Source organism: uncultured Novosphingobium sp. (genome assembly GCF_964277725.1).
Taxonomy (GTDB): Bacteria; Pseudomonadota; Alphaproteobacteria; order Sphingomonadales; family Sphingomonadaceae; genus Novosphingobium; species Novosphingobium fluoreni.
Genome location: NZ_CAXYKL010000134.1, coordinates 1 through 4,211, shown reverse-complemented (window position 1 = coordinate 4,211; position 4,211 = coordinate 1). Strand labels below are relative to the sequence as shown.

4 protein-coding genes are annotated in these 4,211 nt (G+C 64.6%); 2 read left to right on the top strand and 2 right to left on the bottom strand.

Annotation, left to right across the window (positions count from 1 at the left end):
* The coding region (locus ACHWRX_RS07915) for a PTS fructose transporter subunit IIC (RefSeq protein WP_394658777.1) at window positions 1–814 on the top strand (814 nt) is incomplete at its 5' end.
* A 20-nt stretch (window positions 815–834) separates the two neighbouring features.
* Window positions 835–2,193: a carbohydrate porin gene (locus tag ACHWRX_RS07910; RefSeq protein ID WP_394658776.1), complete on the top strand. Its 1,359-nt coding sequence runs from the start codon at window positions 835–837 to the stop codon at window positions 2,191–2,193.
* Window positions 2,194–2,306: 113 nt separating this feature from the next.
* On the opposite strand, the gene ACHWRX_RS07905 is transcribed toward ACHWRX_RS07910, so the two are convergent.
* Complete coding sequence (locus tag ACHWRX_RS07905; RefSeq protein WP_394658775.1) at window positions 2,307–3,074, bottom strand: hypothetical protein; 768 nt, start codon at window positions 3,072–3,074, stop codon at window positions 2,307–2,309.
* Window positions 3,075–3,188: 114 nt separating this feature from the next.
* Window positions 3,189–4,211 (bottom strand): S8 family serine peptidase (locus tag ACHWRX_RS07900; RefSeq protein ID WP_394658774.1); only part of this gene is annotated, 1,023 nt, incomplete at its 5' end.

Below are 4,211 nucleotides of genomic sequence, written 5' to 3'. Positions count from 1 at the left end.
TGCCGACCGCCCCGGCATAGCGCCAGGCATGATCGGCGGCATGATCGCCGCCAATCTCGGCGCAGGCTTCCTGGGCGGTATCGTTGCCGGATTTATCGCCGGCTATGGCGTTGCCGGGCTTAACCGGGCGATTCAACTGCCCAAGAATCTGCAGGGCCTGAAGCCGGTGCTGATCCTGCCGTTGCTGGGCACTGTGCTGACCGGCCTGCTGATGATCTACGCTGTCGGTACGCCGGTTGCGGCACTGCTGGCTTTCCTTACCGAATGGCTGCGCGCCATGCAGGGATCGAGCGCGATCCTGCTGGGGCTGATCCTGGGCGCGATGATGGCGTTCGACATGGGTGGTCCGGTCAACAAGGCCAGCTATGCCTTCTCGGTCGGGCTGATCGCCAGCCAGGTCTATACACCGATGGCGGCGACCATGGCAGCCGGAATGACACCGCCGCTGGCCGTCGCTCTCGCGACCCGCTTGTTCGCCAACCGCTTCACCGCCGAGGAGCGCGAGGCGGGAAGCGCCGCGGCCGTGCTGGGCCTGGCGTTCGTTACCGAGGGCGCAATTCCCTTCGCCGCGCGCGATCCGTTTCGGGTGATCCCCGCGCTGATGGTGGGCTCGGCGATTACCGGCGCGATCTCGATGGCTGCGGGTGTTGAACTGCGCGTCCCGCATGGCGGGGTATTTGTGCTGCCGATCCCCGGCGCGGTGACCCACCTGATCGCCTACGCTGTCGCGATCGTCGCCGGAACGCTGATCAGTGCCGTGCTGCTCGGCATTCTCAAGCGTCCGATCGCCTCAGTCATGGCTGCGCAGGCTTAAGCGAACTCAGGAGACGACAAATGAAAAAGGCCAAGCTTGCCGCAGCTTCGCTAGCGGCGGTCATGGCGCTATGCGCCCCGTTGGCACAGGCACAGGACAATCCCACACCGCAGGACGCACCGCCCCCGACCTTGCCGAAGGTGACAGAGAGCGCTCAGTGGCAGCCGCTCGCAGACCAGGGCATCACCTTGTCGCTCAGCTATACGGGCGAGGCGGCGAGCAACCTTAGCGGCGGATTGCGCCGCGATGCTGCCTACGCCGGCCAGGTCTATGTTGGCGCCGATCTGGACATGGCGAAGATTGCCGGGATCGACGGTGCCACGATCCACGCCGCAGTCACCAACCGGCACGGTGAGAATCTGGCCGCGATCGCGCTGGGTAACAACACCTCAGTCCAAGAGATCTACGGCACGCAGAACACCCACCTGGCCATCCTGACCTGGGAGCAGAAGCTAGGCCCTCTGACGGTGGAGGCTGGCCGCAGCCAGGCGAATGTCCATTTCCTGAGCTCGCCGTTGTATTGCAACTTCCAGACCAATTCCGCCTGCGGCAATCCGACGTTCGTTTTCAAAAACAGCAATTTCACGTACTTTCCGGCATCTAGCTGGATGGCCCACGCCAAGCTCAACCTAACACCGCAAGTATTTGCCCATGTCGGTGTGTACGAAGTCAATCCCGATCGCAAGCGGCCCAATGACAACGGCTTCAACTTCTCGATGCGCAATGCCACCGGCGTAATTGTCCCGTGGGAAGTCGGCTACGGCACCGATTTCGCGACCGATCGAGTACCGCGTCATTATATCCTGGGCGGCTGGTTCGATCGCGGCGACTACAGCGATCCTTTGCGCGACGATCAGGGTGGCATCGCGATCATTTCCGGTCGGCCGGCGGCCAAGCGCAAGGGGCGCTCGGGCATTTATGTCCGGTTCGACCAGATGCTTACGCGGCCTGACCCCATAAGCGAACGCGGCCTGTCATTGTTCGGTGTGGCGATGACCAATTTATCGGGTCGTGTTGAGGAACGGCACTTCCTGGAACTGGGCTTGCTCCAGACCGGCACCTTCAAGGGCCGCGACAAAGACACATTGGGCTTCGTGATGAACCAGCAGAGCTTCAGCGATCTCGCACTCGCCCGCATGAATGCTGCACGCGTGTTCGGCGGCGGCACGCCCGGAGTCCGGCGCAACCAATACATGATGGAACTGGCGTATGGCGCGCAACTGGGCCCCGCCTTGCGGATATCGCCCAATCTTCAGTACATCCTCCACCCCGACCAGACAGGCGCACCGTTCCGCACGCGGCACATCGACGATGCCTTCGTGGTCGGCTTCAAGTTCACCGTGGACGCGATGTCGCTGGCTTCGGCATTCAAGCGCTGAGATTGTTCCGCAACGGCAAACTATCGATACTGACTGCCGTCATATGTCCCACGGGCGGGTCGGCCCCGCAACTCGGTGAAAGTGCGGGGCCGATATTGAAATCATCTAGGCGGTTAGTTGCCGCTGGCGCTCCCGCCCAGGCTCACCGATCCACCAGAAGTCGAGCGTGATGCGGATGCGGAGCCGGAGCCGGAGATGGAGTGCTGCCCCGCCTGGGTTCCGGCCGCGCCGCTGCCAGAGCCTTGCGCCTCGGTACTGCGCGCGATGTTAGCGGTTTCGCCCGCTTGCGAGCTCGCGTCAGTAGCTGCCTGCGCCGCTTTATCGCGAGCACCGCTGGCGGTTCCCGAAACCGCTCCAAGCGTGGGCTGCACCGAACCGGTGAGATTGCCGCTCGCCGAGCCGCTGCCGGAGGCGGAGCCAGTGGCGGTGGAGCGGTCGATACTGCCCGAAGCCGCACCTGAGCCAGCCGTCGCCGCGCTGCCGCCGACCGTGTCCAATTGGCTGCGCATGCCGTCGGCCAGGCCGCTGCCGGTAGACCGGACTGAACCGGCAAGGTTTCCGGCGGCGTTGCGGGCAGGCGAACCCTCGGGAGCAGGCGTGGTGGCGGCATCACGGCGTGATTTGCGCACGTGCTCTTCGCCGCTGCCGTTGACTGCCGAAGCCACCGAACGTCTGGCGCGCGACACGCCGATTTCGCCCATGCCGCTCCCCGCGCCGTCGAGCGTGCTGCCAGCCGAGCCGATGCTGCCACCAAGCGTCCCGCCCAGCGATCCACCGATCGCGCCGCCAAATCCACCGCCAAGCAATTGGGCGTTAGCCACGCCGGGCATTGCGAGGAGTGCGAATGCAGTCAGGCCGGTGCTAAAAAGATGCTTGTTCATGATCGCGGTTCCTTCTCGTACTCCCGATGACAGCTGTCATTCGGGATCGTCTGAGAGAGGAACGGGTGGCCCCCGGGACTTCATCCGTAGCGCGCGAACTTTTTTGTCGAGTATCTACGTTCCGGCGCGACAAGTCGCGCACAGGATGCCCCGCCCCGTTCGTTTGGAGGCGCCGCGTGCCTCCCCGTTGGCACCTTGTAGTGCTGCTACCGCGCCGCCGCCTATTCGGGCCGCAATGCGAGATGCCACCAGCGGAGCGGCGTAGGAGGTCCCGCGCAGCTTCACCTGCCCCTTGCCCGGCACCTTGGCGGTGATATCCGCGCCTGGCGCTGCATAGTCGAGATGGGTGGCGCGGCCAGCCTCGATCAGAACGCGACCGCGGCCATCAACGCCGGTCACCGCAATCACATTCGTGTAGGAAGCGGGATAGGCCGGCGGAGCGGCGGGTCCGTCGTTGCCGACTGCAGCGACGATCACGGTGCCCTTGGCCTGCGCCGCTGCAACGGCACGTGAAAGCAGCGGATTGGCTGGGCCAACCAGGCTGATCGAGACGACGCGCACACCTTGCCCGGTCAGCCAACCCACGGCGCGTGCGATGGCGAGCGCGTTGCCGCCGGCCGGGTCCGAACCATAGACGTCGGCGGAATAGAGCCGCGCTGTTCCTGCGCCTTTGAGCAGCGAGGCGATGGCCGAGGCATGGTTGCTGGCCTTTGGCGCACCAACGGCAAATCCACGCTGCATGACGACTCGGTCGGACCCGGCAATCGCCCCATCGATCACACCAACGGTTCCACCGCGAAGTAGGGGCGTGGCCGGCTCTTTCGTAGGGGCTGGCGCAGATGCGGCACCGGAAGGAAAATGGATCTGGTCAGCCGTGATCTCATGCCCAGGGGCTGCTGCGCGCAATGTCTTGAGCGCGCGCGGCAAGCTTTGGCCGTGCGGGATGGACAACCGGGCATAGGCGATGCCCAGATCGTCGATCGTACTTTGTTCGATAACCGCATATCCTGCGTCGCTCACGGCGGTGAGGCTCTGCGCGTCGGGATCGAGCAAAAGCACCTCGCCCGCACGCGCGGGCTCGTGGTTGTCATCCCACTCTATCGCGCCGTCGCTCTCCCCTACAAGGCGGGTGAGCCG

Bases quoted from the DNA above. Each gene is read 5' to 3' on its own strand.
- ACHWRX_RS07905 (WP_394658775.1), bottom strand. From the start codon at position 3,074: ATGAACAAGCATCTTTTTAGCACCGGCCTGACTGCATTCGCACTCCTC.
- ACHWRX_RS07910 (WP_394658776.1), top strand. From the start codon at position 835: ATGAAAAAGGCCAAGCTTGCCGCAGCTTCGCTAGCGGCGGTCATGGCG.